This window comes from Membranihabitans marinus (assembly GCF_019802045.1).
Lineage (GTDB): Bacteria > Bacteroidota > Bacteroidia > Chitinophagales > Saprospiraceae > Membranihabitans > Membranihabitans marinus_A.
The window spans coordinates 20,150-45,676 of sequence record NZ_JAHVHU010000017.1; the positions used below are offsets into that span (position 1 = coordinate 20,150).

Sequence of the window (25,527 nt, forward strand, 5' to 3'; positions counted from 1 at the left end):
AATTAATGGAAGATGATTGTCGACAAAACCTATACTCAATGCCTTTCGGGACACTGTGCATAGCCGCCGGCCGCTGGGACAAATAAAATAATAGGAAGTCAAAAGCTTCACAAAGAAAATGACCCAATCTAAACTAATAATTTCAAATTTTACGGAGATACGGAGAAGAAGCATCAAACTTTGGAAAGGACTACCTCAAAGCCATTACCATTGGAAACCCGACGAAAAGGCAATGACTGCCATAGAAATGATCAGGCACGTTTTAGAAGCCGATTATGGATGGAATATTATAATCAACAATGGGAGTATGGCAAATTATCAAACGCCCTGGAAAAATCGACCCTTCATTAGTGTTACTGACGAACTTGAATTTGCCGAACCCTATCGAAACACCTTTTTAGAAAGTGTTCGACGGTTTTCGGATAAGGAGTTAACTGAAACGGAAATCATTCACCCCGGAAATGGAGAAAAGAAAATCCTTGGAAAATATTTATTACGGATTGGATACCACGAATCTGTGCACGCAGGACAATTTCTTTCGTATTTAAGAACAATGAAAATTGATCGCCCAGAGATCTGGGACTGATTAACGAAAACACCCCAGCCATCATTGCAACAACTAAAATGCCCTCAAATTGGAATCTTTGCCAGTGCTGTCTGGTCATTGTACGATCTGTAATTTGATAAATAATGGGTCGCTGATGCTGTACTTGTCCTCCTTCATTACTTGGTGTCGTATGATCGGATTGAATGGCTGCTAGCGCAATAGTACTGTATTTCATAAGTTTTTTTTGGATACTCTCCTGAAAGTACTGTCAGCCTTGTGTTCGTCTCACTAATGTAACAAAAGCATCCTGCTTTTGGAAAATGTCTCATGCCCGGAGCTGGAAGCTCCGGCTACTTTTAGGAGTCGGGGCTGGTGGAAGGCACTTGAGGCGTTAGCCTGGCGCGATGGCTAGTGGCTTACACCTTGGTGATGAATGAGTTGCAAGCTCCGGCTACAATTATTCCACTTCTCCGGATGATTTGTACAGTTGATCCTCAACAAAATGGCTGAATACACGGATGGAAATTTCCAGGCCCTACGGTATAAATGAATAAAAGCAGGGAAGAGCACAATCAGTATTTGAAAGAGCTGGGTTTAGATCCGATATAAAGTTACCTGCCAACCGATTTTGCAGTATAGTGTCAACCTTCCCGGCTTACGAAGGTGACATCATGTTCGAGCGGGTACCAAAGTGTATAACTTCCTGGAAGGTTACACACATCAATGGTTACTTTCCGAATTGCTTTTATAGGATATCTGTTATTATGACCATCGGAAATATACTATACCTAAGAAACATCCGAAATTCAAATTTAAACTTCAAAATTATTTGAGAGTAGTAACTTTTAAGTTACATTTGTCTGGATGGAATGAGTTAGGCAAGTAATACAATACAAAAATTATTTCGAGGAGTTTTTGCTTGCCCAACCACCAAAGGTCCAGGACAAGATTTTCAAGGTCATTGAAATTATCGAAACCTTTCAGCACGTGCCTAAAACCTATCTGGCACCTATAAAAACCCAGAAAGGACTGTATGAAGCACGAATAAAATTAGGCTCGAACATCTGGCGGGTTTTTTGCTTTTTCGATAAAGGCAAGTTGGTTGTTCTCTTGAATGGATTTACCAAAAAGAGCAAAAAACACCTAAAAAAGAAATAAACAAAGCTGTCCGATTAATGAAAGAATATTACGAAGAAAAAAGTAAAGACAATGGAAACTAAAAGTTGGAAAGACATAAAAGACACGGTGTACGGAAAAAAAGGCACCGAACGCAGAGACGAGCTCGACAGGAATTTTGATTCGTTTAAAATCGGGTTACTCTTACGGAATGCACGTAAGGAAAAAAATATGACCCAAAAGGAACTTGGTGAATTGATTGACAAAAAGCGAACCTATATTTCCCGCGTGGAAAACGATGGAAGCAATCTGACATTAAAAACACTGTTTGATATCGTTGAAAAAGGACTTGGAGGAAAAGTCAATATTACAATAGAAGTCTGAATATTCACCAACCTTTCTAAAAATCGAACTTAGATTTTAGTTCTGGAAGGAAACTTTTGGAATGGAATCTATTCGTATTTAACCAATAGAGAAATCAACATTCGTGATCTATACAACAATAACTATAATATGATAATCAGATTATCAAGTGCAGGAAAAAAGAAAAATTGGTGCAGCACGCCACATTTTTTAGCACTGTCTTTATTAATTGCACTATCCACATTTAGCTGTGAAAAAGATGATGCAAATCCAGCTGATGAATATTATGTCAAGTATGAGGTGAATAGCTCTACAGTGTATTCAGGTGGTAAATTGGACTTAATAATAAGAACAGAGAAGGATGAAGATTTAGCTCTTGTGATCAATCAGCGTACACTTCATGAGACAATAATCGGGCCCGTTGAAAAAGGGTTTAATGCTTCAATGGTAGTTTCTACCCCAGGAAACACACACTACAAACTAAAGCTTTACACAAACATTTATGTGAGTAAGAATGGAAGTCCCTTTGCTCTGAAAGAAAGTGATGGCAGCGATGAGCCCAGGGATTTTGTTCGGTTAAGCTACACCATAGATTATTAAGAACTTGAATTGAGGTAAAAATCATAGTTAGGTATCATAAGTTTACGTTCTGGCCGGAACGTGCAGGATAATTACTTCATTAATTCGAGTAGTTGAAATTCTTAGTTTGATCCAGGGAGAGCATGAACGAGCGCCGTATCGCAATAAGCGAGGAATTCTCAGACTATTAAACGAAGCTGTGGATGCCGATGCCAATACAGGAAATCAGGAAAGGCATATTCGAAATATAGACAATATGCTGGGAAAGAACAGAATATTCGATTAGAGAGGATACCATCTTTCACAGCTGTCAACACACTAAAAGTTTATTGGATCACATCCAATAAGGTTGGTATTCCGATTTCTTCTTAAGTTGGCTGCGCTGGTGTCAGTAGGTAGGTGGGGTTGGAAACAAAGTGACGGCTGGCTCCGGATTGTTCTTGTTGCTGCTTTAATCCTGGTTTTTGCTACACTAATGTAACAAAAGCATCTTGCTTTTGGAAAAATGTCTCTTGCCCAGAGCTGGAAGCTCCGGCTACTTTTTTGCCCCTGGGCTGGTGGAAGAAACTTGGGGCGTTGGCCTGGTGCGATGGCTAGTGGCTTACACCTTTGGTTATAGATTTTGGTGAAAAATGCTTACGCTTCACAGAGCGTTCAGGCCATCTCTGGATTATAAATACTGTAAATACAAGACATGAGGCGCTATCCAATTGTCTAAGCAATCCGGCAAACTCCTGCCACCATTGGTTACACCAACCCGGCTACCACGGCCTGACGGATCAGCATAGCGGTGTTGCTGACTTCAAATTTGTGGAGGAGGTTTTTTCGGTGGCTGTTGACCGTAAGTACGCTCACATAGAGTTTTTTAGCGATCTGGGGATTGGTCAGTCCCTCGGCTATGAGAGCCAGGACCTCTTTTTCGCGGGGAGTGAGGGTCGGTATGGGCGAATTTTCTTCTTCCATTTGGGCACCATCGTCTTTTACCCGGAGGTACATCCCTCCTGCATGCACTTCCTGGATAGCAGTTAGAATCTCAGTTTTACTGGCATTTTTCAGCAAATAACCGGCGGCACCGGCCTCCATCATTTTATTGATGTAGCTGCGCTGGGAATAGGTGGTTAAAGCAATGCATTTCACCGAAGGAAACTCCTTCCTAATCCGGGCACAGAGTTCGATTCCATTCACATCGGGCAGGTTGATGTCCAGCAGGGCTACGTCGGGCACGGCGGTTCTCATGGCTTCTATCACCTCGTAGGCCGTCGTGCACATATGAATGATCTCTACGGCGTCTTCCTCGGCCAGCAAATTCTTCAAACCCTCCAGGATCAGCGGGTGATCATCTACTATTAAAAGTTTAATCTTCTCCATCTACTGTGGGTTTTATCTGGATAACAAGGATGGTCCCCTGGCCCGGTGTACTGCTGATATCGATTTCCCCATTGAGGTAGGCGACCCTGTTTTGTATGTTTTTCAGGCCGATGCCGGCAGATGGTTTATCCACTTCAAATCCGCGGCCATTGTCTTCGATGGTCAGGGTCACATGGTCTTCATCCTGATCGAGCTGGATAAAGACATCATCCGCATCCGCATGCTTCAGTACATTGTTGACCGCTTCCTGGACAATCCGGTACAACGTGATCTCGGTTTGCTGCGACATAGAACGGTAGCCGTAGGACTGATAGTGCATTGTTAAAGGGGTGTTTTCAGACAATGAGGAGGCGAAATCACTCAGCGTGTCATCCAGACCAAAGTTGATCAATGCTTCGGGCATCATGTTGTGCGCTACCTTTCGCATTTCCGAAATGGCCAGATCCAACTGACCCAGTGCCTTGTGAAACGTATCCACGCTCGATTCGCTTAATATTACATTTCCATCCATAGTGTTGAGTGTAAGTTTTAATCCCGATAATAACCCACCGAGTCCATCGTGTAAGTCCCGGGCAATGCGCTGCCGCTCTTCTTCCTGCCCCTGAATGATGGATTCCGATGCTTTAAGTTTTTGTTCTTTTTGCAGCCGGAGCCGTTCCTGCTCCGCTATTCGGGCCCGGTAATGGTATCGCTTGGCTATAAAGTAAGCCAACAGACCCGTGAGCAACAGCCCCAAAACCAATCCCGTAATCCACCACTTCTGCCGTTCCTTGCTGACTTCCAGTCCCAGGATCTGCGCATCTTTGCGGGCCGATTGATATTTTTCCTCCAGGGCGAGCAGCTGGGTTTTGATATCCGCTCCCCGGACGGAGTCCGCTATTTCACTTCCCTTGAGGTGGTATTCATAGGCTTGTTTGTATTGACCCAGCTCCGCCAGGTTTTCACTGTAATTCATATACAAACCATCCAATACCAATACCATCTCCTCTTCCTCTGCCAGTGGTAAAATTTCTTCCAATACGCGTAACGCTTCCGCACTCCGACCACTTTTACTGTAAGCCAGAGCGAGCTCTTTTTTGGTGAACACTTCATACAAGGGCGCCCCCCAATCCTGTGAAATGTCCAGTGCCCGACGGGCGTAGGTAATGGCCTCGTCATAGTCCCCCATTTCCCGGGCATTCACCGACATAGACCGGTATATAGTTTCGAGTAAGGAGGGCATTCCAAATCCCAGAGCAAGGGTTTCGGCTTCATCCAGATACTGTCGGGCGTCTTGGTATTTGGTTGCATTGTTCAGTGTCAGGCCAAGGTTCGATAAGACTTCAATGTGTAGTAGGGTATCCTTCAATTCAACCGCCAGCGGGAGCGTTTTTTCAAAATATTCCGTGGCCTGATTCACAATAGCACTATCAAGTGCGATGGCCTTGGAGAGGTTGTTATAAAAAACACCTATCGTGAACAGCATCCGCGCTTCCCGCGCTTCATCACCCAGTTCCCGGAACACTTCGAGGGCCTGCCTGGCATAGTCGATACCCGATTCAAAATCACCGATATAGCTGTAGGAAATCCCCGTGTTGGCTAACTGCCGGGCCAGGTAGGTCCGATCCTCCAGTTGCCGGGCTACTTCCAACCCGTTCTTGTTGTATTCTAACCCTTTCTCAAAATCCCCTTTATAATTATACACGTTAGTAATACCACTATAGTAATTGACCAGTCCTTCCTGATAATCAATCGCTTCGCTGATCTCCCTGACCCGTTCAAATATCCGCCCCGCGGAGTCGACATCTGTATTGATGACATAAAATCCCAGATCGTACAGTTTATCGGCTTTTTCTTTCGTGTTGCCGGATATCCCTTCTATTTCTGTGGATAGGTTAACCGCACTTTCCTCTTCCGTAGGGCTCTGTCCGGACACTACGGTGCTGTATCCGCTAAGGATGATCAGTATTAAAATACAAGTGGTTAATTCGTGCTTCATCGATCCATAAATGTAAAGTGTAAAGGTGGGGAATAATTTATTCCCTTCCTATCCCCCAAAAACAGGATTTTAAATTTACCCTTTTTGGGGGATTGTTTGGTACGCTTTCATAAAATACCTTTACATCATCCATGTTCGAAATATAATTTTTTGTTTATGACTTTTTCAAAACTATAAATACAAATACCATGAGCCACCACTTCTCCATCCTCTTTCTACTGATATTTTTTCTCTTTGCAAGAAAGGTTTTACATGCACAGCAGGCTGTTGTTACAGCCGGAGCATCCTTATCTCACAGTACAGGCTCCATCTCTTATTCTGTCGGACTCATTCCATTTAAACGATATGACACGTCTTCAGGCTCCCTGACTGAAGGGTTGTTTCATATATACCGGGTCAAAACATTTCGTGCAGCGGACGGAATCAAACCTTCCCATGTCACCATTTTCCCCAATCCTACACCGGACTGGATCAACATTCGAATGGATAATCACTCTGCCGACCCCATGACAGCTGTTCTTTCTGACATCAAAGGCCGCACGATGACCACAATAAAACTACAGGACCACCATGAAGGCCGATTGTCTTTGCATAAATATAAATCAGGTGTTTATTTTCTGAGTATCCGAAAAGGTTCGGCACCCTTAGAAACTTTTAAAATAATAAAACTATAAAACTTCATCGTACTGCTTTGATTTACTTCACTGCCATTAAAATTTAATCCATCATGAAATCATCCATCCAAAATCAGCCCACCATGAACATTCGCGCCTGTCTTTATACATTTTCTGGCCTTCCGATGATATTAATTACTCTACTAATTCTGCTGAGTCCCTCGGGAGTGACGGTTGCACAGACCAATAGTGGTATCAGCTACCAGGCTGTCGTACGGAACTCCAAAGGTGATATGATAGAAAACGACCAGGTCGGCATACGATTTTCCATACTACACGGTACCCCCAATGGAAATGTGCTGTACCAGGAAAGACAGGAGGTCAAGACCAACGAGGACGGATTGATCAGCCTCATCATAGGGGCTGGATCCAATATTCAGGGGGACTTTGATAAAATTGACTGGTCGGCAGGCCCCCGCTTTCTTCAAACGGAAGTAGATCCTGATGGCGGTAGTCAATACACCATCAGCGGAGTCACCGAGATGACGGCGGTTCCCTATGCCTACTATGCCGAACATGTCAAAAATACCGATGATGCCGATGCCGATCCTGCGAACGAAATCCAAAACCTCAACCTCTCCGGGACCACGCTGTCCATCAGTCAGGGGAATGATGTGGATCTGAGTCCGTTGACGGGCACGGATGCTCAAACGTTGACCTATGATAATAATACGGGTCAGCTGAATATCTCCGGAGGAAATGCGGTTACCCTGCCTTTATCCTCCGGTGGCGACAACTGGGGGTCGCAGCACATCGTATCGGATAGCACACTGACCGGCAATGGCACCTCAGCCGATCCGCTGTCTGTAGTCCAGTCATCCGGTCCCTCTCTTTGGAAAAAGGAATCCGGAAAAGATGATATCTATTACGACGAAGGAACCGTGCAGGTGAAGGACAATTTCTACTTTTCAGAAATGAATGCGCAACATTTTACCAACATGGACTACGATAGCATCCAAGCAAGTCGCCTGGATAATTTTTCCCTTGATTTTAATGCAAAGAATGGATCTTACAGCAGCGGTTATGGTGCGCTTGGAGCATATGTGACGATCGATAGCCAGAATCTTGAAATGAATTCTTACCGTGTGATGTTTAGCGATGAGGAGAATATTCCGAGTGCTGTTTTCACACCGGACAGTCTGACGATGCATTCTCAGGTAGGGCTGCTATACCCGGAGGTGGCTACCTTGAAAGCTGGAGAACTTCGAATGGAATGGCTTTATACCGGATTGAAGAGCCGCTACGGGGCCGGTAGCACCACGCATGAAAACGGAGAACATCAGAGCATTCTCAATCCTTATCAATTGGACATATGGGAGACTACACAATCCACGCCATTCCATCGGCTGCACCTCTCCGGTGACAGTCTCCAGATGTTCAATTCTGCCAAGTGGAAAACGGTCGATATCAAGGGCGACAACTCCATTGGTGGTCAGATAAATCTATACAATCTCTCCGGGTCAAAATTATCCTTTCTGGGTGGCACAGATCTACCCGGGGTCGGCGGAAAACTCTGCCTTTTCACGCCAGGCCAGGACATTGAAAAATTCTGCGCCCTAGCTACAGAAGACTTTGGTGGGGAATTGACCCTTTTCGGAAAGGAGTTTGCCAATTTTTATGCCGGCGGTGAAGATAACAAAGGTCATGCCTATGTGGCTGATACAACCGGACTTAGCCGTGCAGGAATGAGCGTAAATGACGAACAGAAGGGTGTACTCTACACCCGGGGTGGATATGTCACCATTCAAGATAAATTTGGAACTGATCTGAATGGCATAGACCAGGATATTCTATGGATGGGTACAGGTATAGGTACTCCAAGCCTGGTAATTGGAAAATCATTGGATATTCCGGAGGCCGGGTATCAGCTGATATTTGGCAAAAACCACACACCCAATGTCTATCTGGGCTACGATGAAACCATCAGTCCTGGCAATGTGGGGATTATTAACCTATTTGACGGAAACGGTGATAGAGGTGCCAGTATAAATGGTATGGGCGACATAAAAGGTCGTACTTTTGAATTGAAAAATGGCAATGGTGATGTGACTCATTCGCAAGGGATATTTTTGGGAGGAAACCCTTACAGCAATCTATATGCCCCCAGTGGAAATATTGCCATCTCCATGAGTACCGACCCTCAGCAAAATGGAGGAGAATTACGGGTTTATGATAAATCTGGCAACGATAAGGCTTCTATCTACGTGGACAATGCCGGTGTAAGCCACATCGTAGCCAATGTCAAAAACTTCCGAATCGATCATCCTACCGATTCCAGCAAAGAAATATGGTATGCTTCCGTCGAGGGTCCTGAAGCGGCTATTTATCAGCGGGGAACAGCTCAGGTGGTGGACGGGGAGTGCTTCGTGCCTTTTGCCGATCACTTCCGGGTAATCCTGAACACCTCCTCAGCAACTGTGCAGTTGACACCCAGGCACTGGGATACCTTCGGATTGGCGGTCACCTCGATTACAGATACCGGATTTTATGTCAAAGAGCTGAAAGGAGGCACCGGCCAGTTTGAATTTGACTGGGAAGTGAAGGCGGTCCGAAAAGGGATGGAGAATTTCGAACCGGTCCGGGCGAAGAAGTGATCTATACCAATCAGATCGGTAAGCCTGAGGGCTGGTCGCAGACATAGGAGGATTGCCGAGCTAAGATTGGTCATCAATTTAGTTCATCTATATGCATTGAAATTGAATCACTGAAATTGATGAGTCCAAATTTAAACTGACAAACTTTGTTTTGACAGACCACCTCAACCTATTTAATTTAATAACACTAAAAACACAAACTATGAAAAACGTACTATTTATGATCATTATGGTTCTCTGCGGCCTTAGCGTTTCAGCACAGACTGACCTGACAATCAGTCCGGCCGGATTTTTCCTGGGCAATGCCAATCTGTACATCGACAAATCCGCCGGCGACCGGTGGAGCGTGGAACTCGGACTGGGGTACAGTTATGAAATCTATACTCAGACAGAAACTGACTACCACAGTAAAGGAGCTGTCATCAGGCTACTGGGCAAATACTATGTGAACAAAGATAAGAACCACTCTGGATTCTATGCAGGTCCTTACTTGCGGGGAGCTTTGGCGAAGATTGACAACATTGCGGAGCAAAAATACCGACGTCTGGGTTTAGGTGGTTTCACCGGATACAAATGGCTGATCGCTGACAAACTCGTACTGGAACTCGGTATGGGAGTGGGTTATGCATTGGTCCATCAATTTGATCCTGCTGATCCCGGCTTTGATGACATTCCCTGGTTTGCGGACAAACTCGATATCACCGGGAAGGTGAGTGTAGGAATGCGGATTGGGGATTAAGTAAATTTCAATTTGTGCCGGCAATCTTAGCTTCACAATCCCCAGTGCGCTGACCTCGCCACCCGGCTTATGAATCTGAAGCAGATACCAAGAAACCCATAAGCCTTGAGAGATATTGAGTACTCAGATGACTGTTGTATTCCGCCAGGAGTAGAAACGATGTGAAGCCTGAACAGGTAGTAGTAGAAACACTGCTCCTGGCTTACATGTCCTCAACGAGATAAAATTTATTAGACACTGTAGTTGTGGTAAACCAATAAATAATTAAAATCAACCACCATGAAAAACCAAATCATATTTCTTGTTATCGGAATGCTTTTCCTGTCATTCTTCTCCTGTGACAAAAATGACATTCCCAAAAAGGACGACAAACAGGAAAGGCCTAAAATTGCACACTACCCCTTTTCCACGGATTATAGTGATCTCACCGGCAATAATGACGATGCCCGGCAAGAGAACACTTCCCTGAAAGATGGTGGCGTGTTTATGGATGGGAATTACTTGTGGGACGATGATGAGGGATCCGTTCTGTGGATCCCAAAGATAAAGAATTTTCATCCGGATAACTTCCGGTTGAGCCTCGGCTTCAAAGTAGCCCGACTGCCGGATCTCAATAAACCCATTATCGTATTGGGACATAGAAAACGGTGGGCTATGATCTATATTACGCCGTCCGGGCAGCTCAATCTTGCTTTCAATGACGTACCCCGAAAGAAGAATCTTTCTGACCAATCCATTGAGCCCGATAAATGGCTAAATCTCTCCATGGAGCGAAATGAAACGGGTGTTTTTATCGTAAAAGTAGATGGAATCATCTTTTTTCGGACTGAATCGACGGTGCTGGATCATGAAAATGACAACAGTCTGGCCGCGTATCATGGCGGCAATGGCAACATGTTTCACGGGTATTGGCGGAATTTGGTGATAAGATGATGACCCTGGTATCGAATACAACATCAATGTCGGTCAGTTTTGTGTGTGAGATCGTCAATAACACCTGCTAAATTCACCGCATTCGTCTAATGTGTTCATAATGCACAGTGTACCTATTTGGCATAAACTTTCACGGCATCCCGGGCCAGGTCTTGTACGCCATACGCCAATTCGAAGAAGCTTTGATCGTTATCATTTTCGGGGTTGACCCGTATAAAATTGGCAACAGCCAGCACGGTGGCTTTCGTTGTCGGGTCGTACCGCAGAGTAGAAATGTAACTCAGGTGGGCACCATCGTGCCCAAAGCCAAGTCCATCGTCGTAGGTCAGCCCCAGGCCGTATACGCCGTGCGCCTCGTCGGCGGGTTCCATGGCCATCATTGCATTGATCTGGTCAAAGTCGAGAGCGCTTTCTCCGATTAACATGCCTGATATCCAGTGCACAATATCACGGGGTGTGGATACGATCTGGCCTTCAGACACATGGGGTGACATGTTGTCCAATGAGGTATTAACGGGGGCATCAGCTCCCAGGTAGAGATAGGAGGGGAGGTACGTCCCTTTTATTTCCATGTCTGTCCCCTGGACCACGCTATAGGTATGTCGGAGGTTCATCGGCTCCATAAAATGGGTGTGTAAAAAGTCGGAAAAGGTTTGTCCGGAAACCTGTTCGACGATAACACCGAGTAGATTGTATCCAGTGTTCGAATAGTGAAATGTTTCACCCGGCGCATGATTGTACAATCCATTTTCGGCGACCACGCGGATCAATTCCTGAAAAGTGAAGGTATGGCTGTCTTGACCGGGTTTTGAACGCACATAATCGATGTACCGGGTTCCGGCATAAGGGTGGGGTAGGGTATCCGGTAAATCCTGGTTGGTGATATCAAAGACTCCGGCCCGGTGTTGCAATAGTAGCCGGATGGTGATCTGATCTGCAAAAGGGATGTGGTACGCGGGATCATCAGGCAGATAGGCCTTTATGCCGTCATCGATATCCAGTTTTCCCTGTTGATCCAGCAGCATGATGGCTGCGGCTGTAAACGTTTTGGAAATGCTGGCTATCCGGTACCGCGTATCGAGGGCCATGGCCGGGTCCTGATTGGCTGAAGCCAGATAGGATCCTTCCGGACCGTCGATCATCACAAAAAAGCCGCCTTTATTTTCCCGAAGATCCCATCGATTCTCAAATTCCCGGAAGGTACTGTCAATCAATATCTGTAGTGCTGTCTGCAGGTCTTTTTGAGGTGCTTTGTCCGGAGTATTGCAGGCAGTGATGCCCATCACCAGGATAATGATGAACCGGGTCCATTTGATGTGCATAAATAACAATTGTTTTTAGGATGCGAGGGCGAAAATTCAACCTCATCTGATTATTTTATAAAATTTTTACTCTGGATAAAGATAACATATTTTGAGAATGCAGGAAGTGTTGAATTTAAAAATTAGCGCATAAAACACCCCAAACTTTGATTTCTTAAATAAGGGCGTACGAATGTTTAATCTCAGCTTTTTCGCAGATGGTCCGTATACCACATTCGTACACCGTGAAGGCTTAGGTTCATTCCCCAGAACGGATTTGGAGTTTTTACTCTTCCCTACGAATTTGCTTGAGGTAATTCCGTACCTGAGCAAAAGTGATCACCTTATCGTCAAAGTGGGCAATGGTCTGGTCGATCTCAGAGGATGTCGCATTCAAGTGATTGAGGATGTTGATGAGGTGCATTTTCATATGACCTTTCTGGATACCGGTAGTGATCAAAGAGCGCACGGCGGCAAAATTTTGTGCCAACCCTGCGACTGCTATGATTTTCATTAGTTCATGGGCGCCAGGATTTCCGAGGAGCTCCAGTGATCGCCGTGCCAGCGGATGAACATGAGTCAGACCACCTACGGTGCCGACGGAAATCGGAACCGTGAGTTCCAGGGTAAACTGGCCGTCCTCTACGGTACATGTACTCAAGCCCCTGTACTTTCCGTCGCGGGCGGCATAAGCGTGTCCGGCGGCCTCAATCGCTCGGAAGTCATTGCCTGTCGCCAGGACAACGGCATCAATACCATTGTATATTCCTTTATTGTGAGTGGTTGCACGGTAGGTATCCATGCGTGCGATATTCACTGCTTTTTGAAACTGATCGGCAAAATCATTTCCCCTGATTCCTTTTTGATCCAAGTCTTTCACTGGGCAGGTCACCTTCGCCTGAACAATGCAATCCGGAGTGTAATTGGATAGAATGGACATCAACACCTCCGGTAGGGTGCATTGGGGGCCAAAAATATCTGTAAACACAGCGTCAAGTTGTGATGAAAAATGTTCTAGGATCGAATTAATGTAATTCGCCCCCATCGAATCGCAGGTTTCGAAACGGATCAAAAACTGAAAGTAGGAAGGATCTTCTTCGAAGGTACGGATGTCCATACCTAAAATTCCACCGCCCCGGCGAACCATATTCTCTGATAATTCCCGGGAGTGATGGCATAAAGCCTTAAAGATCTGATCGCGGGCTTTCATCAGGTCACGCAGCACGCCATCCCAGTAAAAGTGGATCTGCCCGACCTTTTCGGATCGCAAAACCCGAGCTTCAAAGCCCCCTCGTTGCATCCAAAACTTTGCGGCATTACTCGCTGCAGCGACCACAGAACTTTCTTCAATGACCATGGGGATAATGTATGATTCTCCATTGATGATGAAGTTTGGTGCTACACCATAGGGCAGGATGAAGTTACTGATGGTATTCTCGGATATCCGATCGTAGATGTGTTGTTTTTTTGCGTCGTTCAACCAATAGCTTTTCAGTTCCTGGACGAACGACTCGGGATCATCAAATCCTTCCTCAGCAACCCATTGTAGCTTTCCGTCCTTGCTTCGCTTTGAAAAGCCGTTAACCCTCTTCTTCATTATTTTACTTCATTTTTGAGTGCAAGATAGTTTTGACACAGTGCCCAGCCGCGATGTTGGTTGTCCAGGTACTCATCGAGGTCTTCAAAAGAAACCAGGGCGCGTTTTAATAACGCCGATGCCTGTCCGATCAAGGCCGGGAACAGCGATTTTTCATGCAGATAATACCCATCCAAGAAGCCTTTTACACCCCCTGAAATGATCAGGTTTTTCGTCAGATATTTGTCTTTGTTCTGCTTCAAAAGATCATTGGAGAGGCCGACCATTTCTTCGGCAGAATGACCGATCCGGGTCAACCCTTCGAAAACGTCTTTCTTGGCCGCATCGGAACGCAGTAATTCGACCAGCGTAAAATTGGTGCCCCCGTTGGCAGCAAAGTCGATTGCTTCCAATGGCAGCCGAAGCAAGGCATCGAGGCTGGCTTTGCCCATCCCTTGCCCGACTTCTTTGACGATGACGGGCAGCGGAAATTCGTCCAGAAGTCGGGAAATGGTTTCGACCGGTGGCGCCGTGATCCGATCCCCTTCCGGTTGCATCCATTCCTGCAAGGGGTTGATGTGGACGATCAACCCATCGGCGGTAAGCCGGTGGATGAGTTCAAGCCAGCGGTCCATGTGGTTTTTATTCAGCGCATCCTCAAGCTGCGCGATTCCGATATTGGCGAAAAAAGGCACTTTGTCGCCCAGTATTGGCCGAAGGTCAAAATCAGGAAGACTTTCCGGTGTGTCAAGCAATATCCTACAGCTGCCCAGTCCCATGCCCATTTGGTATTTGGCACACGCTTTGGCCAGGTTTCTATTGATCATGCCTGCTTTTTCTGTGCCGCCGGTCATACTGGAAACCCAAAATGGGGATTTGAGATCCTTGCCGGCTAATGTGAATTCAAAAGCAGGCCGGTCTGACGGGTGGCTGGAAAAAAGTGGTTCATAAAAAAATCGATTATCCAGTCGCCGGTGATCGATCTGGGAATCAAATGCCAGATCAATGTGGTCTTTTTTTCGGTCTTTCAAGTTGGTGTCTTTTATTTCCGTTCTGAAAACAAAGATAATCGTTGGACCCCATATTACTAATCCAATTTCGTGCAATTTTTATTTATCGATTCCTCTGATGCCGAATTTTGACATTAAAAATAATTGATTTTCGTATGATTTTAGACGGTAAAAAATTATTTTGTGCGAAAATCGAACTGTTTTTCAATTCGTTACGCGGGTGAGGTGAAAAATAAATGGTAAAAATGTTTGATTATTAAGGATTAAAAAAATACCTTTGCACGGCTAAATCGGGGCAAGCATATCTTAACGATATAAAAGTAAAGAAAACCAAGCACCTAAATGGTCCTGATCAGCAGCTTGGAATTTGGAAATAATACGTCGTAAATAGTTAGTAATGAGCAAAATAAGTTACAAGACCCAATATCCCACTAATGAAACCGTTGAGCGGGAATGGTTTGTCGTGGATGCGGATGGCGAAAAAGTAGGACGGATAGCAAGTAAAATTGCTTCTGTTCTTCGAGGTAAACACAAACCCACTTATTCTCCACACGTGGATGCGGGGGATCATGTCATCGTTATCAATGCCGATAAAGTACGCTTTACGGGTCATAAAATGGAACAAAAAACCTATCTGACCTTTTCCGGTTATACGGGTGGGCAGAAATCACGAAACGCTGCTGAGTTAATGGCCAAATTCCCCGATCGAGTTCTTGAGAATGCGGTACGCGGAATGCTTCCAAAGACCAAGCTCGGTCGTCAAATGTTTAAGAAATTATTTATTTATACCGGATCAACACATCCACATCAGGCTCAACAGCCCAAAGAATTTAAATTTTAATTCATGGAAATAATTAACGCCGTCGGTAGACGAAAAGCATCAGTTGCCCGTGTCTTTATGCGTAAAGGCAGTGGTGATCTGAAAGTAAATGGAAAAGCACTCGAAGTTTATTTTCCTCAAAAACATGTTCAAAATAAAGTGCGGGAGCCTTTGAATACCGTTGAGATGGAAGGAGAAATCGATTTTAAGATCAACGTTAACGGAGGAGGATTCAAAGGACAGGCTGAAGCCATTCGTCTCGGAATCGCTCGCGCTCTGGTCAAGTTGAATGAAGATTTCAAGAAACCATTGAAAGACAAAGATTTCTTGACGCGTGATTCGCGGGTGGTTGAGCGTAAGAAATACGGTAAACCGAAAGCGCGTAAAAGCTTCCAGTTTAGCAAGCGTTAATATAGAAAGCATTCAGCAGCAAGGGAGTACATTCTTGTATGGATGTATAAACCTGATTGCAGGAATGATTTCTTTCGAAAATATTTGAACAGAGTAAATAGCTATATCATATGTTAAGTGCACCAAAATACAAAGAATTATTAGATGCCGGCGTTCACTTCGGTCACCTGAAGCGTAAGTGGAATCCCAAAATGAAACCATATATTTTTGCAGAACACAAAGGGATTCATATCATCGATTTGCACCGTACCTCGGAGGCACTCGAAGAAGCTGGAGAAGCGATGAAGAACCTGGCTCGAGCTGGGAAAAAGATTCTTTTTGTGGCGACCAAACGTCAGGCCCGCGGTATCGTAGCGGACGCCGCCTTAAAAGTAGATATGCCTTATGTGACCGATCGTTGGTTAGGAGGGATGATGACGAACTTTGCCACGGTTCGCCGTTCTGTGAAAAAAATGAACAACATCGACCGGATGCTGAATGATGGTACGCTTTCCAATGTCACGAAGAAAGAGCGGTTGACATTGACGCGGGAACGTGATAAAATTGAGCGTGTGTTGGGTGGTATTGCAAAATTGAGCCGTTTGCCACATTCTATTTTTATCGTGGATATTGATCACGAACACATTGCTTTGGCAGAAGCCAAAAAATTGGGACTGAAGACCTTTGGAATTGTCGACACCAACTCCAATCCACGACTGGTCGATTATCCTGTACCAGCTAATGATGATGCGACCAAGTCTATTGAGATTATCACGGATTACCTGGTTGAATGCATCAAACAAGGTCTGAAAGAACGTCAAGAAGGCAAAACCGCCGAAAAAGAAGGTCAGAAGAAAGAAGACTAACTTCTGTAAAAGGCTTCGGTTCGGTGAACAAGATCATGGGGGCGGTTCAATGGTTAAAGTACGCTTTTGATTGAGTCGTTATCCGATCAACAGAGATGGAGCGGATGATGCCGCGATACTCGGAGGTCCGGAGTAGGTACCGGACGTTCAAAATTTATAATTCTTAAAACATACAATCTAAAATCATAAAGATGAGTAAAATAACAGCTGCTGACGTCAAAAAATTGCGAGATCAGACCGGTGCCGGTATGATGGATGTAAAAAAAGCATTGGTTGAAGCCGAAGGGGATGCCGAAAAAGCAATTGAGATACTCCGTAAGAAAGGCCAAAAACTGTCCATGAAACGAGCGGGGCGAGAAGCCAAAGAAGGTGTAGTCATTGCAAAGGTTTGTGACGAGAATACAAAAGGAATTGTAATCCGGTTGAGCTGTGAAACAGACTTCGTTGCTAAAAACGATGATTTTATTGATTTCGCAGATCAGATCGCTGGTATTGCCTTGGAAAATATGCCTGAGTCCAAAGAGGCGCTTGAAGAATTGGAATTGGATGGTAAAAAGATAAAGGATTTGATTGTTAATCAGGTCGGAGTTATCGGAGAGAAAATAGAGTTGGCGGATTACGAATCATTGGAGGCTGAGACGGTGGTACCTTATATCCACATGGGATACCGGGCTGGTGTGATCGTAGGTTTGAACCAAACTGGCGATGAAGTAGTCGAAGCTGGTAAGAACGTGGCTATGCAGATTGCGGCCATGAAACCATTGGCGCTCGATAAGGATGGGGTGGACGAATCCATCGTGGAGAAAGAGATTGAAATCGGTAAAGAACAAGCTCGCCAAGAGGGCAAACCGGAGCAGATTTTGGAAAAAATTGCGAAAGGAAAGCTCAATAAGTTTTTTCAGGAAAACACCTTGTTGGCACAGTCTTATGTAAAAGACAGCAAACAATCGGTTTCGGATTATCTCAAGAGTATTGATAAAGATCTTACCGTGACGGGATACAAGCACCTGATGCTTGGCTAAAATTTAAATATCTAAAGCGACTGAATTTTCAGTCGCTTTTTTTATTTCTATTCCAAAAGTCTGTATGTTGTGACCCAAATTGAACTGGGGAAGAGAATAAGGATAATTTCGACGGAATGGTTGCATCATTAACGGGGTGTGATCAGTGGGGATTGCAGGGTGTCTTGAGGACATGTTTTTGTCCGGATCCGATACGATGTAATGTATACTATAAAATCAAATAACTATGGAGCTGGCGTATCAACGGGTTTTATTAAAATTAAGCGGTGAAGCTTTAATGGGAAAACGGGATTTTGGAATCGATAACGCTATGTTGCTTCATTATGCCGAAGAAATCAAATCTGTTCAGCGAATGGGTGTCGAGGTGGCAGTGGTGATAGGAGGTGGAAATATTTACCGGGGAGTCAACAATGAAAATAGCGTCATCGAACGCGTTCAAGGTGATTACATGGGGATGCTTGCCACGGTGATCAATGGGATGGCGCTCCAGTCTTCACTGGAAAGTATCGGGGTTTATACCCGGCTGATATCGGCCATCGAAATGAAAGAAGTGGCAGAACCCTACATTCGACGGCGGGCCATTCGACACTTGGAAAAAGGCCGTGTAGTCATATTCTCTGCAGGAACAGGAAATCCTTATTTTACAACTGATTCAGCGGCAGCCTTAAGAGCCATCGAGATTGGCGCCGATGTTATCCTGAAGGGGACTAAAGTAAATGGCATTTATACCTCGGACCCAGAACAGGATTCAACGGCAGAAATGTATGATCGGGTAACCTTTGATGAAGTTATCGATAACAGTCTCCGGGTAATGGATAAGACTGCCTTTACGCTGTGCCAGGAAAATAATCTTCCCATTGTGGTTTTTAATATTTACGAAGAAGGCAACCTGCAAAGCTTACTAAAAGGCCAGCAATTGGGGAGTGTCGTTTCAGGCTAATGATTTCGTAAATGCTCCATTTTCCAGGACTTCTACAGAAGTTTTGGCTGAATCTTTTTCTCAAAAATTCTTTTGGGTTCTAATTCCTAGGCTTAGTTCTGGGTTACGGTGCAGATGAATCACGACGACACTATAGTTGGTATGGACTAATCCGCAAAACTCCAACGTCAACAAAAATTGGGCTATGTAATATGTCTAATTTTGGGAATTAAACAATTGACGCATAGTAAATTATGCATCATAACAGATTGATCTGGTGAATAATCCAGGCTAAATGATTTGTCCTTCCCCTGGAAGCTCAGACCGTATGCCACTCGGCTTCTTTGTCACAGCGCGCAGGTAGGTTTGTGAAAAAACGCGGGTTTATTCTAAGTCCCATAAAATATATGGGAATCATTTATTACTTGAGTCTTCATGATAAAGAAGATATTACCCATCAAGCTCAACATTTAAATAGCAAAGGCGTTTTTAATTAAACAATGCGTGTTTTATTTACCTGAACATCCCTGCTATGGAAAATCATAAGAAAGAACGGATAGTCATTCTTGGTGCTGGATTTGCTGGTCTTAAGCTGGCCCGAGAACTTCAAAAATCCGACTATCAGATTTACCTGATCGATAAACACAATTACCACCAGTTCCAACCCCTACTATACCAAGTGGCTACCGCACGGCTGGAGCCTTCCAGCGTTTCGTTTCCCCTTCGGAGAATCTTTCAAAACCATAAAAATGTTCACATCCGTCTTGGAAAAATTCAGGAAATTGATCTGGAACATAAGCAAATTAAGGCTGATCATTTTTCGGTGAACTATGACAAACTGGTCATTGCATTGGGCTGTGAAACCAATTATTTTGGGAACGCACAGCTTGAAAAATACAGCATGCCAATGAAATCAAGTCAGGAGGCGCTTGCTTTACGCAACCGGATTTTACTGACCTTTGAGCATACCTTCTGTGCACCCAAGGAAGATCATGAAGCCATGATGAATTTTGTAGTGGTTGGCGCGGGTCCGACGGGGGTGGAATTGTCGGGCGCCCTGGCCGAAATGAAAAAATATATTTTGCCCAAGGATTACCCGGACATGGATTTTAGTCAACTCAAGATTCATTTAGTCGAAGGTGCAGATGCTACTCTTCCGGCTATGAGTGATAATGCACAGAAGTACAGTGAAAAATACCTTAAAGAGCTCGGTGTTGAAGTCCACTTGAATAAAATGGTTAAATCATACGATGGACGAACGCTGGTCTTTAATGATGATAGTTTGATGGAAACCGGTAACGTAATCTGGGCTGCCGGTGTCAAAGGGATCCGAATACCGGGTATCCCAGATGATGTGATTGTGCGGGGTAACCGGATCACGGTGGATCGGTTCAATCGGGTCGTGGGTCTGGAGGATGTATTTGCGATTGGTGATATTGCCTATATGGAAACCGAAAAGTACCCCCAAGGACATCCTCAGCTGGCCAATGTGGCCACTAATCAGGCTCTTCAACTAGGCAAAAATTTGATACATCAGCAAAAAGGTAAGCAGATGATTCCTTTTGAATACATCAATAAAGGTACCATGGCTACCGTGGGAAAAAGAAAAGCAGTTGTCGACTTGCCACGTTGGAAATTCCAGGGGCGGTTTGCTTGGTTGACCTGGATGGTGGTTCATTTTTGGTTGATTCTCAATGTGCGAAATAAACTCATTATCTTTATAAATTGGATCTCGGATTATTTCAACAACGATTCTACCCTGCGTATTATAATGCGAGCGCACTACTCAAAAGCTAAATTAAACTTACCGGTCGGGAATAGGGAACCCGGTCATGTCCAGCCCGAAGACCAGAAACCGCTCAAGTCGGTAAATCTGGACCAGTAAAGGAGCGATAATAGTCTATTGGTGACTCTGAATATGGACGTCTTGCAGACTATTCATCCACACTAATTATTCAGATATCTGGCCAAAAATCCTAATATAACCCGGTATACCTCAAATCGGTTTTCTTCATTCCGAAACCCGTGTCCTTCGTCGTATTTGACCATATACGGGACATTGACCCCTTTATTGCGAAGCTGTTCCACGATTTGATCTGCTTCGTCGATATTGACCCGTGGATCATTGGCTCCCTGAATAACCAGAAGTGGCGTTTTAATTTTGTCCACATGAAAGATCGGGGAGGCCGCACGCATTTCTTCTTCATCCAATTCTGGGTTGCCCACCATGGCATACATCATGTCCAGGAGCGGTTTCCAGTAGGGAGGAATCGTGGTCATAAAAGTAAACAGATTGGACACGCCGACATAGTCGATGGCACAGCAATATAAGTCCGGAGTGAACGTCACACCGGCTAGCGTGGCATACCCGCCATAGCTGCCACCATAGATAGCCACTCGTTTTGGATCGGCTATTTTTTCATTGATTAGCCAGTGTACACCATCTGTAATATCATCTTGCATTTTTCGACCCCATTGCTTGAAAGAAGATCTCCAAAAGTCCTTCCCGTATCCCGTGGAACCGCGGTAATTCATCTGAAAAACACCATACCCTCTTGATGCGAGCAACTGTACTTCCGGATTGTACCCCCAGGTGTCACGCACCCAAGGCCCGCCATGAGGATTTACGATGATGGGATAGGGTCCGTCTGTGTTCGAATCGGGTAATGTGAGATAACCATGTATGGTCAGCCCGTCCCGGCTGGTGTAGGAGACGGCCTCCATGGGCCGCATGTCATCTTCATCGATCCATGGGCTGATGTCGGTGATTTTGGTTAATGCCTGGCCGGTCACCTTGAAGTGATAATAGGTGCCCAGCGAACGATCACTGTAGGTACGCAGGATATAATTTTCCTCATCCAGGTCGACACTCGTGAGCGCTATTTCTTTTCCGGGAAGTTGTTTTTTCAGGTAGTCGTAGATGTTCGCGAGGTGTTGATCAAAAAAATGTCGATGTATGCGATCGGTAACAAAAGATGCAGCAGCTAATACTTTTCTTTTTCGTGAATAGGATACACCGGACAGATCTACATCGTTCCGTTCAAAAATGACATCACCCGTCTCTTTTCCCGTATGCATATCAAACCGGATCAATACCTTTTTATCTCGATCCAGGTTGGACAAAGCATACACTACATGCGGTGTTTCAAAATCAAAGAAAACCGGATTAATTTCTTCGGTAAAGTCCGTGGTGATCACATCCCGAAAGTCATCCTCTTCCTGATCACGGTACATCACGACCGTGTTGGTTCCTCCTTCGGTGCGCATCGCAATCCGGAGCCGTCCATCATGGTCGGTCATCCAATGAGTGACCGGTGCAGCCGGGTTGTTTTTTGCTAACTGCGTAAGTTCGCCGGAATGGACATTGAGCCGGTAGGGATCAAATAACTCCGGATTGTCCTTGTTCATACCAATGATCACTTCATCTTCATCGTCTTCCAGGTCATCGATGAGTTGTACGGTGACGTCTTGATAGGGTGTAAGGTCCTGATGTTCTGATCCATCGTGATTAATGCCGTACAATCTAAAATTTTCATCTCCGCCATCGTCTTTGACGTACAGGATCCGTTTGGAATTGGCCCAGAAAAACCCGCCAATATCCCGTTCTGTTTCTTCCGTGATACGCATCGTCTCACCCGAAGAAATCTCGCGGATAAAAATATTTTTTCTTCTTTTATACGGACTAAAAAAGGCCAGGTGCAATCCGTCCGGAGAGATCGAGAAGGCAGTTTGTTCCGGTGTGCGGAAAAAATCCTCCACGGAGTATTTGTATTCGCCCTGGTCCTGATCAATGATTTGTTGTAATACCTCTGGAGCACTGACTAATTCTGGTTTTCCGGGAAGGTTTTTAGGATCTGTCATTTTAATAAATATTATTTCTTAGTTATTAATGAGGTACAATCAATCATTTTAACCAAAATTGTATGGAAACTTTTCTTATCTACAGCCACTCCAATTAAAAAACTCAACTTTTACAATATTTAATTGCCTGACTGTGCATAAATCCAGTCAATCAGCAAATTCGGCCATTTTGCCAACCGGCCTTTGTCGAGCGCTAGCCCAAATCCGTGTTTGCCCTGTGGATAAATGTGGAGTTCTGCTTCTACATTTTTGGCGGCCAATGCAGCGTACATAGTCAGACTGTTGCCGACCGGAACTGCTTTGTCATCCTGGGTATGAATCAGAAAAGTAGGAGACGTTTCCGGGGTTACCTGCAGGTGCGAAGAGTAATATTCCTTTTTCTGCGTACTCATATCGTTCCCGAGTAGATTGGCGCGAGACCCCCGGTGCGTATTGGGTGTATCCCCAAAATCAATCACCGGATAGATGAGTGCCATGAAATCAGGTCGCGCAGAGGTGGTATCATCGCTCACACCTTCCAAAAAGGTTTGGTCGTCAAAATGGACCCCGACCGACGATGCCAGATGGCCACCGGCTGAAAAACCCATAATGCCAATTTTGTTTGGATGCAATTCCCATTCCGATGCTTGACGGCGTACGATCTGGATCGCCCGCATGGCATCCCGCATCGGCATGGTGTCATCGGTCTCCCCGTCGATCGGAAAAGGAAGCCGGTATTTTAGCACGAAAGCCGCAATGCCCGCTGCATTCAGTCGCTTGGCAAAATCTTGACCTTCCCAGTCCCAGGCGAGCATGCCGTATCCACCACCCGGACAGATGACCACGCTGGCACCGGTCCGGTTTTTTCGGTTGGGAAGATAAACCTCTATGAACGGTGTAGTGACTTTTTGGATCCGGACGATATCGGTGGTGTCACATTTCTCCACGTAATCGTAGTCCGGAAAGACCAACTGGTCATCCTTCCATAAAGGTATCTGCATATCCGAATTTTGTGCGGATAATCCCGTTATTGAATTTAGCACAGTAATTAATATCAAAAGTGAGAACCCTGACAGGTTTTGACCCCCAATAATTTGCTTGTAGGGCCTACTTACACGGGGTGCCCTATGAATACCCCAGTGGATAAAACCTGTCAGACTTGTTGTAAATAAATCAGAATACCCCCTAGAGTCTGATTCATTAGTACTTTTGGATTTACTGTTGTAATAAGATCGCTTCATTGGTTGATTTTAAAATAATGTCCCGGGCTTCTTCGACAGTGACCCGCTTTTGTTCCAAGCTATCACGGTCGCGGATGGTTATTTTCTGATCATCTTCAATGGTCTCAAAATCTATGGTCAGGCAGAATGGTGTTCCGATGGCGTCCTGTCGCCGGTAGCGCCGGCCAATGGCATCTTTTTCATCGTACTGACACTGAAAGTGCATTTTTAAGTCATCAAAAATCTTTCGAGCTCGTTCGGTCAGTTCCGGTTTGTTTCGCACCAAGGGTAATATAGCGGCTTTTACCGGAGCCAATACCGGATGAAGTTTCATTACGGTACGCGTGCTCTTTTTCCCTGAAGCATCTGGGACTTCTTCTTCCTGCAGTGATTCACTAAGCATAGCGAGGAACATCCGATCGCACCCGATCGAGGTCTCCAGCACATAGGGGATGTAATTCTCTTTCGTTTCCGGGTCGAAATACTGTAGTTTTTTGCCGGAAAATTCCTGATGGTTTTTAAGATCAAAGTCCGTCCGGGAATGAATCCCTTCCAATTCCTTGAAGCCAAAACCGAACTTATATTCAATGTCCGCAGCTGCGTTGGCGTAATGCGACAGATTTTCATGTTTATGGAACCGCAGATGCTCCTGGGGTGTCCCCAGTGCCAGGTGCCATTTCATACGCTGCTCTTTCCAGTATTCATACCATTCCATTTCACTGCCTGGCGGGATAAAATACTGCATTTCCATTTGTTCAAATTCCCGCATGCGGAAGATAAATTGCCGGGCGACGATCTCATTTCGGAATGCTTTTCCGATCTGAGCGATCCCAAACGGAATCTTTTGTCGCGAGGTTTTCATGACATTGAGGAAATTCACGAATATACCCTGCGCGGTCTCTGGACGGAGGTACAGTTCTGAATTCTCACCCGATATGTTACCCAGCTGGGTGGAAAACATGAGATTAAATTGGCGAACGTCGGTCCAGTTTCTGGACCCCGATACGGGGTCCGCGATATCCAAATCTTCGACGAGCTGTCGAAGACCTGTCATATCATCTGCCATCATGGCCGCACCCAATTTGCTCTTTATATCTGCAATGGTTTCTGTGTACCGCTGTACTCTGGGGTGGGTGGATTTGAATTGCTCTTCATCAAAAGCATCGCCAAAACGTTTGCGTCCTTTGCGTACTTCTTTATCAATTTTGCCTTCTATTTTGGCTATTTCATCCTCGATTAATACATCAGCCCGATACCTTTTTTTGGAATCTTTGTTGTCCATCATCGGATCATTGAAGGCATCCACGTGACCGGAAGCTTTCCATATTTTGGGATGCATAAAGATGGCAGCATCCAATCCGACGATGTTTTCGTGCATGCGTACCATGGATTTCCACCAGTAGGACTTGATGTTGTTTTTGAGTTCGGCGCCCAGCGGGCCATAGTCATAGACAGCACTCAATCCCTCATAAACCTCACTGGATGGGTAAACAAATCCATACTCCTTCGAGTGAGAAATAATAGTCTTTAAATCTTCGGCCATTTTGAATCAATTCTATATTTGAAAATTAAAGCGCTAAAATAGGTATTTTAGTTCATAGTGTATAGTTCGTTGTGTGTAGATTGTGTTTATGAGGTTTATGAGGTTTATGGGGTTGATAAGGTTTATGGG

General features: G+C 44.9%; 22 protein-coding genes and 1 pseudogene. 15 read left to right on the plus strand and 8 right to left on the minus strand.

The window, feature by feature from the left end; translation table 11 throughout:
* Positions 1-118: 118 nt before the first annotated feature.
* The 5 genes and pseudogenes from KUV50_RS16185 (at position 119) to KUV50_RS19805 (ending at position 3,086) form a co-directional block, all read left to right on the plus strand.
* Positions 119-586 carry a DinB family protein gene (locus tag KUV50_RS16185; RefSeq protein ID WP_222581231.1) on the plus strand — a complete coding sequence of 156 codons (468 nt, stop codon included), beginning with the start codon at positions 119-121 and terminating at the stop codon, positions 584-586.
* An 846-nt stretch (positions 587-1,432) separates the two neighbouring features.
* A pseudogene (locus KUV50_RS19800) lies at positions 1,433-1,767 on the plus strand (type II toxin-antitoxin system RelE/ParE family toxin).
* Positions 1,757-2,047 (plus strand): helix-turn-helix domain-containing protein, encoded by a 291-nt coding sequence (locus tag KUV50_RS16195; protein WP_222581233.1) that lies wholly within the window; start codon positions 1,757-1,759, stop codon positions 2,045-2,047. Before KUV50_RS19800 ends, KUV50_RS16195 begins: the two are co-directional and overlap by 11 nt.
* A gap of 129 nt (positions 2,048-2,176) precedes the next feature.
* Entirely contained in the window at positions 2,177-2,626 is a 450-nt protein-coding gene (locus tag KUV50_RS16200) for a hypothetical protein (protein ID WP_222581234.1), read from the plus strand.
* A gap of 328 nt (positions 2,627-2,954) precedes the next feature.
* Positions 2,955-3,086, plus strand: coding sequence for a DUF2568 domain-containing protein (locus KUV50_RS19805; RefSeq protein ID WP_410000066.1), 132 nt, complete (start codon positions 2,955-2,957; stop codon positions 3,084-3,086).
* A gap of 266 nt (positions 3,087-3,352) precedes the next feature.
* Here the strand turns inward: KUV50_RS19805 and KUV50_RS16210 are convergent, their stop codons facing one another.
* Positions 3,353-3,973, minus strand: coding sequence for a response regulator (locus KUV50_RS16210; RefSeq protein ID WP_222581236.1), 621 nt, complete (start codon positions 3,971-3,973; stop codon positions 3,353-3,355).
* Entirely contained in the window at positions 3,960-5,951 is a 1,992-nt protein-coding gene (locus tag KUV50_RS16215) for a sensor histidine kinase (RefSeq protein WP_222581237.1), read from the minus strand. The genes KUV50_RS16210 and KUV50_RS16215 overlap by 14 nt, the downstream gene beginning before the upstream one ends.
* Positions 5,952-6,139: 188 nt before the next feature.
* On the opposite strand from KUV50_RS16215, the gene KUV50_RS16220 reads away from it, so the two are divergent.
* The 4 genes from KUV50_RS16220 (at position 6,140) to KUV50_RS16235 (ending at position 10,891) form a co-directional block, all read left to right on the plus strand.
* Positions 6,140-6,625, plus strand: a complete 486-nt coding sequence (locus KUV50_RS16220) for a T9SS type A sorting domain-containing protein (RefSeq protein WP_222581238.1) — start codon at positions 6,140-6,142, stop codon at positions 6,623-6,625.
* A gap of 53 nt (positions 6,626-6,678) precedes the next feature.
* Positions 6,679-9,219, plus strand: coding sequence for a hypothetical protein (locus KUV50_RS16225; protein WP_222581239.1), 2,541 nt, complete (start codon positions 6,679-6,681; stop codon positions 9,217-9,219).
* Positions 9,220-9,421: 202 nt separating this feature from the next.
* Positions 9,422-9,958 carry a DUF3575 domain-containing protein gene (locus KUV50_RS16230; RefSeq protein ID WP_222581240.1) on the plus strand — a complete coding sequence of 179 codons (537 nt, stop codon included), beginning with the start codon at positions 9,422-9,424 and terminating at the stop codon, positions 9,956-9,958.
* Between the two features lie 279 nt (positions 9,959-10,237).
* On the plus strand, positions 10,238-10,891 hold the full coding sequence (locus KUV50_RS16235) for a hypothetical protein (RefSeq protein WP_222581241.1): 654 nt from the start codon (positions 10,238-10,240) through the stop codon (positions 10,889-10,891).
* A gap of 113 nt (positions 10,892-11,004) precedes the next feature.
* Here the strand turns inward: KUV50_RS16235 and KUV50_RS16240 are convergent, their stop codons facing one another.
* The 3 genes from KUV50_RS16240 to KUV50_RS16250 all read right to left on the minus strand — a co-directional run bounded on the left by KUV50_RS16240 (position 11,005) and on the right by KUV50_RS16250 (position 14,799).
* Positions 11,005-12,213 (minus strand): serine hydrolase domain-containing protein, encoded by a 1,209-nt coding sequence (locus KUV50_RS16240; protein ID WP_222581242.1) that lies wholly within the window; start codon positions 12,211-12,213, stop codon positions 11,005-11,007.
* Between the two features lie 265 nt (positions 12,214-12,478).
* Positions 12,479-13,789 carry a hydroxymethylglutaryl-CoA reductase, degradative gene (locus KUV50_RS16245; RefSeq protein ID WP_222581243.1) on the minus strand — a complete coding sequence of 437 codons (1,311 nt, stop codon included), beginning with the start codon at positions 13,787-13,789 and terminating at the stop codon, positions 12,479-12,481.
* Positions 13,789-14,799 carry an isopentenyl-diphosphate delta-isomerase gene (locus KUV50_RS16250; protein ID WP_261395330.1) on the minus strand — a complete coding sequence of 337 codons (1,011 nt, stop codon included), beginning with the start codon at positions 14,797-14,799 and terminating at the stop codon, positions 13,789-13,791. Before KUV50_RS16250 ends, KUV50_RS16245 begins: the two co-directional genes overlap by 1 nt.
* A 376-nt stretch (positions 14,800-15,175) precedes the next feature.
* Between KUV50_RS16250 and rplM the strand changes: the two genes are divergently transcribed.
* The 6 genes from rplM to KUV50_RS16280 all read left to right on the plus strand — a co-directional run bounded on the left by rplM (position 15,176) and on the right by KUV50_RS16280 (position 20,680).
* Positions 15,176-15,619, plus strand: a complete 444-nt coding sequence (rplM, locus tag KUV50_RS16255) for a 50S ribosomal protein L13 (RefSeq protein ID WP_222581244.1) — start codon at positions 15,176-15,178, stop codon at positions 15,617-15,619.
* 3 nt (positions 15,620-15,622) lie between these two features.
* A complete protein-coding gene (rpsI, locus tag KUV50_RS16260) occupies positions 15,623-16,009 on the plus strand; it encodes a 30S ribosomal protein S9 (RefSeq protein ID WP_222581245.1) in 387 nt (128 codons plus the stop codon).
* 110 nt (positions 16,010-16,119) lie between these two features.
* A complete protein-coding gene (rpsB, locus tag KUV50_RS16265; RefSeq protein WP_222581246.1) occupies positions 16,120-16,854 on the plus strand; it encodes a 30S ribosomal protein S2 in 735 nt (244 codons plus the stop codon).
* A gap of 191 nt (positions 16,855-17,045) precedes the next feature.
* Positions 17,046-17,876, plus strand: coding sequence for a translation elongation factor Ts (gene tsf, locus KUV50_RS16270; protein ID WP_222581247.1), 831 nt, complete (start codon positions 17,046-17,048; stop codon positions 17,874-17,876).
* 226 nt (positions 17,877-18,102) lie between these two features.
* Entirely contained in the window at positions 18,103-18,816 is a 714-nt protein-coding gene (gene pyrH, locus KUV50_RS16275; RefSeq protein ID WP_222581248.1) for a UMP kinase, read from the plus strand.
* 511 nt (positions 18,817-19,327) lie between these two features.
* Positions 19,328-20,680 carry an NAD(P)/FAD-dependent oxidoreductase gene (locus tag KUV50_RS16280; RefSeq protein ID WP_222581249.1) on the plus strand — a complete coding sequence of 451 codons (1,353 nt, stop codon included), beginning with the start codon at positions 19,328-19,330 and terminating at the stop codon, positions 20,678-20,680.
* Positions 20,681-20,742: 62 nt separating this feature from the next.
* On the opposite strand, the gene KUV50_RS16285 is transcribed toward KUV50_RS16280, so the two are convergent.
* The 3 genes from KUV50_RS16285 to KUV50_RS16295 all read right to left on the minus strand — a co-directional run bounded on the left by KUV50_RS16285 (position 20,743) and on the right by KUV50_RS16295 (position 25,398).
* The gene (locus KUV50_RS16285; RefSeq protein WP_222581250.1) at positions 20,743-22,656 is read right to left on the minus strand and encodes a S9 family peptidase; all 1,914 of its coding nucleotides are present in this window, start codon (positions 22,654-22,656) and stop codon (positions 20,743-20,745) included.
* A 119-nt stretch (positions 22,657-22,775) separates the two neighbouring features.
* Entirely contained in the window at positions 22,776-23,636 is an 861-nt protein-coding gene (locus KUV50_RS16290) for an alpha/beta hydrolase (RefSeq protein ID WP_222581251.1), read from the minus strand.
* Between the two features lie 214 nt (positions 23,637-23,850).
* Positions 23,851-25,398: a glycine--tRNA ligase gene (locus KUV50_RS16295; RefSeq protein ID WP_222581252.1), complete on the minus strand. Its 1,548-nt coding sequence runs from the start codon at positions 25,396-25,398 to the stop codon at positions 23,851-23,853.
* Between the last annotated feature and the right edge of the window lie 129 nt (positions 25,399-25,527).